Below are 6,086 nucleotides of genomic sequence, written 5' to 3'. Positions count from 1 at the left end.
GTGAGACAACGACGATCGATCCGGCAGACCTCGAGACCTGCCTGAAAGTTCTCGATCTGGCGGCGGAACTCGACGACGCGGATCCCGATTCCGTCACGGTCCAGCGTGCCGTCGGTCACCTGTTCAAGAAGTTGAAGAAGCGCAGGCGGATCGCGGCCCGCGACGCCGTCTCCGAGGCCGACCGCAAGGTCGTCGCCGCCACCGCGACGGGCTCCCCCGACCGGATCGACGACGAGACCGCGGGCATCCCGCTCACATCGAACGCCGACGGCGCGTCCGCGGGCACCCTGATCCGGCCCCGCCCGTGCTACATCTGCAAGCAGCGATACACCCGGGTCGACGCGTTCTACCACCAGCTGTGCCCCGACTGCGCGACGAAGAGCCGCGCCAAGAGGGACGCGCGCGCCGACCTCACCGGACGCCGGGCGCTGCTGACCGGCGGTCGCGCCAAGATCGGCATGTACATCGCTCTGCGGTTGCTCCGTGACGGCGCCCACACCACGATCACGACCCGTTTCCCGAACGACGCCATCCGCCGCTTCAAGGCGATGGAGGACAGCAGCGAGTGGATCCACCGGCTGCGGGTGGTCGGTATCGATCTCCGCGACCCGGCGCAGGTCGTCGCGCTCGCCGACTCCGTCGCCGCGCAGGGCCCGCTGGACATCCTGATCAACAATGCCGCCCAGACGGTGCGACGTTCGCCCGGCGCCTACAGTGCGCTGGCGGACGCCGAGTCCGGTGCGCTTCCCTCCGGCGACCTTCCCGACGTCCTGACGTTCGGCAAGACGAGCGACGCTCACCCGGCGGCGCTCGCCGGGTCGCTGTCCGACGTGTCCGTGATGGCGGGCGCCGCGCTGTCCCCCGACGCGGTGAGTTCGCTCGCACTGGTCGCGAAGTCGGCGTCTCCCGACCGGATCGACCGGGGTCTCGCGATCGACGCCGGCGGTCTGCTGCCCGATCTGGCGCACACGAACAGCTGGGTCCAGACGGTCGAGGAAGTCGACCCGATCGAGCTGCTCGAGGTGCAGTTGTGCAACTCGGTCGCCCCGTTCATCCTCGTGTCCCGGCTGCGGCCCGCGATGGCGGCGGCAGGTGCCCGCCGCAAGTACGTGGTCAACGTCTCCGCGATGGAAGGCCAGTTCAGCCGCGCCTACAAGGGTCCCGGGCATCCGCACACCAACATGGCGAAGGCCGCGCTGAACATGCTGACCCGCACCAGCGCGAAAGAGATGCTCGAGGACGGCATCCTCATGACCGCGGTGGACACCGGGTGGATCACCGACGAGCGGCCGCACTACACCAAGATGCGCCTGGCAGACGAGGGTTTCCATGCCCCCCTCGACCTCGTCGACGGCGCCGCCCGCGTCTACGACCCCATCGTCCAGGGCGAGCAGGGCGTCGATCTGCACGGCTGCTTCCTCAAGGACTACGAGCCCTCACCCTGGTGATGGAGCACCACCCGGATCGGCGTGCGAGAGCATCGACACAGCGGGAGCACTCTCCGGCGCGGGGATAATGGACGTGGTACCGATCCCTGAATATGGAGGCGCTTCATGGCGATAGCCGTTGTCCACCGAGACAGCCCGGAAGGCCGGGCGGCCATCGTCCACGCCGCTCGCGAGGCTGTGCAACGACGGGAACAGCTGCTCGTCCTCCACGTCCTCGACGACGACCCCGGACAGGATGCGGAGTCCGACCGGTCCGCTCTGCGCGCCGAGATCCAGGCGACGCTCGAGAGCGGCGGGGTCGGCGAGTCGTCGTGGGAACTGCGCACCAACGACCACGACGGTGATCAGGTGAGCGCCCTGCGCGCGCTGGTCGACAGCAGCGGCGCGGACCTGCTCGTCGTGGGTACCCGGCGTATGTCCCCGGTCGGCAAGTTCCTCCTGGAACGGTGGCTGCAGCGTCTCCTGCTCGAGGTCGACATTCCGATCCTGGTGGTCAAGGAAGAGGCGCGCGGACCCGCCTGATTCCGCCGCCGAGCCCGTTCCCCCGTGGACCCGGCAACCCGCGCCTACGATGGCGTTGGGGGGACACTTCGGAGGTCAGGGGTACATCGATGGGGAGCGCGGTCTTCTACGAGGTCGTCGCCGACGCGACGGTCGTCGCACACCTGAGCTTCATCCTCTACGTCGTGTGCGGTGGTTTTCTCGCCTGGCGGTGGCCGCGCACCATCGCACTGCACCTGGCCGCGGTCGCCTGGGGATTCACCGGCCTGATCGCCGGGATCGACTGCCCCCTGACGCATCTGGAGAGCTGGGCCCGGGTCCGCGCCGGGCAGGACCCGCTCCCCTCGTCCGGATTCATCTCCCACTACCTCACCGGCGTGGTCTACCCGGAATCCGCCGCGGCAGCGGTCCAGACTCTCGTGGCGCTGGGCGTCGTCACGTCGTGGGCCGGTTACGTCGTGCTGCGGGTCCGCACCCGTGCACCTCTCACACCGACCCGCCCCGGCGCCGGACTCTGACCCCACCTTCCCTACCGGCGAGTAGGGTCGTGTCATGACAGACAGCACGCGTGAATTGGATCTCGTCGTCTACGGGGCCACCGGCTTCGTCGGCAAACTCCTCGCCGACTATCTCGCCCAGCACGCGCCGGACGGTGTCCGGATCGCGCTCGCGGGACGAACGGCCGCCAAACTGGAAGCGGTGCGGTCCGCACTCGGTCCGCGCGCGGCCGACTGGTCCGTCATCGTCGCGAACTCCGACGACGCCGCGTCACTCGCCGCCCTGGCGGGTCGCACCCGCGTGGTCGCGACGACGGTCGGCCCGTACGCCAAGTACGGACACGGCCTCGCCGCAGCCTGCGCCGAGGCGGGCACCGACTACGTCGACCTCACCGGAGAGGTGCTGTTCGCCCGCGAGAGCATCGACGCCAACCACGAACGGGCCCGCGAGACCGGCGCCCGGATCGTCCACTCCTGCGGTTTCGACTCGGTCCCGTCCGACCTCGGCGTGCACGTCCTGCACGCGAAGGTCCGGGAGGACGGCGCCGGCGAACTCACCGACACCACCCTGGTGGTCACGTCGCTGCGGGGCGGCGTCAGCGGCGGCACGATCGATTCGCTCCGCACTCAGGTGGACGTGTCGAAGAAGGACGCGGCGTCGCGCCGTCTCGCGGCCTCGCCGTACTCGCTCAGCCCCGACCGGTCGAAGGAACCCGATCTCGGCAAGCAGTCCGACATGGGCATTGTCGACGGCAAGACCATCGCGCCCGGGGTCACTGGCTGGAAGGCGCCGTTCTTCATGGGCCCCTACAACACGCGGGTCGTGCGGCGCAGCAACGCACTCCGCGACTGGGCGTACGGCCGGGAATTCCAGTACCGCGAAGTCATGAGCGTCGGCAGTTCCCCGATCACGCCGGTGATCGCGGGTGCGGTGACGGCCGGCCTCGGCGCGTTGATCGCCGGCATGGCCCTCCCGCCCACCCGGTACGTCCTCGACCGCGTTCTGCCCTCACCGGGCGACGGTCCCAGCGAGAAGGCGCAACGCAACGGCCACTTCACCGTCGACCTGTACACGACCACCACCACGGGCGCGCACTACACGTCGCGGGTGAAGGCGAAGGGCGATCCCGGCTACCGCGCCACCGCGGTGATGCTCGGCGAATCCGCGTTGAGTCTCGTCCTCGGCGGCGACGCGCTTCCGGACGCGGCAGGTGTACTCACTCCGGCGACGGCACTCGGCGACGTGCTGGTTGTGCGGCTGCGCGACGCGGGCATGGAGATCTCCGCGCGAAAGCTGTGAACGGGTGGGCGCGTGTGAAGATGACACGCGCCCACCTCTCCCGCTAATGTCGAGCCTTGTGCGCGGACGGCCGTGCACCCGACGAGAGACACGGGAGTTCGAGTGAACGGCACGAGCGCGCAGGCAGGCCCCGCGGCCTCGCTCGCCCTCATGCCCTTCTGGCCCTCCCGCCGAGGCCACGCCTTCGACCAGGGATGTTGCTGACCAGCCTGCTCGCTGGTCTTTGCTGCCCTGACGGTTCACTCTCTCGGTCGGAGTCTCGATGTTCAAGCTCTTGATTTTCACGCTCGTCGGCGTGGGTGCCCAACTGGTCGACGGCGCTCTCGGCATGGCGTTCGGCGTGACTGCGACCACCCTGCTCGTGTTCAGCGGCGTCGGGCCTGCCCACGCCAGCGCGGCGGTGCACTTCGCCGAGGTCGGCACGACACTCGCCTCCGGTGCGTCGCACTGGCGGTTCCGCAACATCGACTGGCCCCTCGTGCTCCGCCTGGGCGTCCCCGGCGCCATCGGCGCGTTCCTCGGCGCGACGGTGCTGTCGCAGTTGTCGACGGCCGCCGCCGTCCCCGTGACGTCCACGATCCTGCTGGCGATCGGCGTCTACGTTCTCCTCCGCTTCTCGATTCGCCCTCCCGCCGTCAACGACGCCCGGACGTCGCCGCACACCGCGAAGTTCCTCTCACCGCTCGGACTGTTCGGTGGATTCATCGACGCGAGCGGTGGCGGCGGCTGGGGGCCGATCACCACCAGCACGCTGCTCTCGCGCGGCAAGACCGCACCGCGCACGGTCATCGGCTCGGTCAGCGCGTCGGAGTTCCTGGTGTCCGCCGCGGCCAGCATCGGATTCATCTTCGGGCTCGGCAGCGACTTCTTCGACAACATTCCGATCATCGCGGGCCTGGCGCTCGGCGGAATCATCGCCGCCCCGGTCGCCGCATGGCTCGTCAGCCGGGTGCCCGCGACCCTTCTGGGCACCGGTGTCGGCGGCATCATCATCATCATCACCAACGCGCAGAAGCTGTTCAAGACGTTCGACGTGACCGGCGTCCCCGCCACCCTCGGCTACGTCTCCCTCGTGGCGGTGTGGGCCGGACTGCTCGTCGTCGCATGGCGTCGCTCGCGTCTCAGCGCCGCGGAGGCCGCGGGCGATCTGCACCGCATCGACGCCGAGATCGACACTCTCGGCGAGCCCGAAGCGCAGTCCCTGGAGCCGTCCACCGGCGAGAAGGCCTGAGCCCACCTCACGCCTCCGCCCGGATCGAGAAGTCGCCGGACATCTGCCACACCGCATCCTTACCAGCGGGTAACATTGGTCGCGGTTCATGGCACCCGTCCGGTGCTCCGATAGCGGAACAGTGAGGCTTTTCATGACTGAGCGTGTTGAGGTCGGCGGTCTGCAGGTCGCGAAGGTGCTCTACGACTTCGTGAACGAGGAGGCGTTGCCGGGGACCGGGATCGACGTCGACGGGTTCTGGTCGGGTGCGGTGAAGGTGATCGAGGACCTGGCGCCGAAGAACCGGGCCCTGCTCGCCACCCGCGACGATCTGCAGGCGCGGATCGATACCTGGCACCGCGACCGGGTCGGGAAGCCGATCGACCCGGCCGAGTACCGGCAGTTCCTGACCGAGATCGGGTACCTGGTGCCGGCGCCGGCGCCGTTCACGATCTCCACGGCGAACGTGGACGCCGAGATCGCCTCGACCGCCGGCCCGCAGCTGGTGGTCCCGGTCCTCAACGCCCGCTTCGCGTTGAACGCGTCCAACGCCCGCTGGGGGTCGCTGTACGACGCCCTGTACGGCACCAACGCCATCCCCGAGGACGGCGGCGCCGAACCGGGCACCTCCTACAACACCGTCCGCGGCGACCGGGTCATCGCCTGGGCCCGCACGTTCCTCGACACCGCCGCCCCCCTCACCACCGGCTCGCACGCCGACGCCACCGGCTACACCGTCGACGGGGACACCCTGCGGGTGGCGTTGGCGGACGGCACGGTCACCGGGCTGGCCGAGCCGGGCAGGTTCGTCGGCTACCTCGGGAACCCGGCCGCCCCGTCGTCGGTGCTGCTGCGCAACCACGGCCTGCACGCCGAGATCCAGATCGACCCGACCTCCCCGATCGGGTCCACCGACGCCGCCGGGATCAAGGATGTGGTGCTCGAGTCCGCGGTCACCACCATCATGGACTTCGAGGACTCCGTCGCCGCCGTCGACGCCGACGACAAGGTGATCGGCTACCGCAACTGGCTCGGCCTCAACCGCGGCGATCTGACCGAGGAGCTGACCAAGAACGGTCAGTCGTTCACCCGCCGGCTGAACCCGGACCGCACCTACACCGCCCCCGACG

General features: G+C 69.5%; 5 protein-coding genes and 1 pseudogene. All 6 read left to right on the top strand.

Annotated features, from left to right (window positions below):
• A partial coding sequence (locus ACFTZB_RS40580; RefSeq protein ID WP_378440825.1) for an SDR family NAD(P)-dependent oxidoreductase occupies positions 1-1,448 on the top strand: 1,448 nt, incomplete at its 5' end.
• 105 nt (positions 1,449-1,553) lie between these two features.
• A complete protein-coding gene (locus ACFTZB_RS40575) occupies positions 1,554-1,970 on the top strand; it encodes a universal stress protein (RefSeq protein ID WP_378440823.1) in 417 nt (138 codons plus the stop codon).
• 89 nt (positions 1,971-2,059) lie between these two features.
• On the top strand, positions 2,060-2,467 hold the full coding sequence (locus tag ACFTZB_RS40570; protein WP_378440821.1) for a DUF2784 domain-containing protein: 408 nt from the start codon (positions 2,060-2,062) through the stop codon (positions 2,465-2,467).
• Positions 2,468-2,501: 34 nt separating this feature from the next.
• Complete coding sequence (locus tag ACFTZB_RS40565; protein ID WP_378440819.1) at positions 2,502-3,746, top strand: saccharopine dehydrogenase family protein; 1,245 nt, start codon at positions 2,502-2,504, stop codon at positions 3,744-3,746.
• 262 nt (positions 3,747-4,008) lie between these two features.
• Positions 4,009-4,977: a sulfite exporter TauE/SafE family protein gene (locus ACFTZB_RS40560; protein WP_378440817.1), complete on the top strand. Its 969-nt coding sequence runs from the start codon at positions 4,009-4,011 to the stop codon at positions 4,975-4,977.
• 133 nt (positions 4,978-5,110) lie between these two features.
• Positions 5,111-6,086 (top strand): annotated as a pseudogene (locus ACFTZB_RS40555) (malate synthase G); the annotation flags it as partial.

Source organism: Rhodococcus sp. NPDC057014, assembly GCF_042673295.1.
Lineage (GTDB): Bacteria > Actinomycetota > Actinomycetes > Mycobacteriales > Mycobacteriaceae > Rhodococcus_F.
Note: the sequence above shows the minus strand (reverse complement) of the source record. Positions and strands in the feature narration are given on the sequence as shown.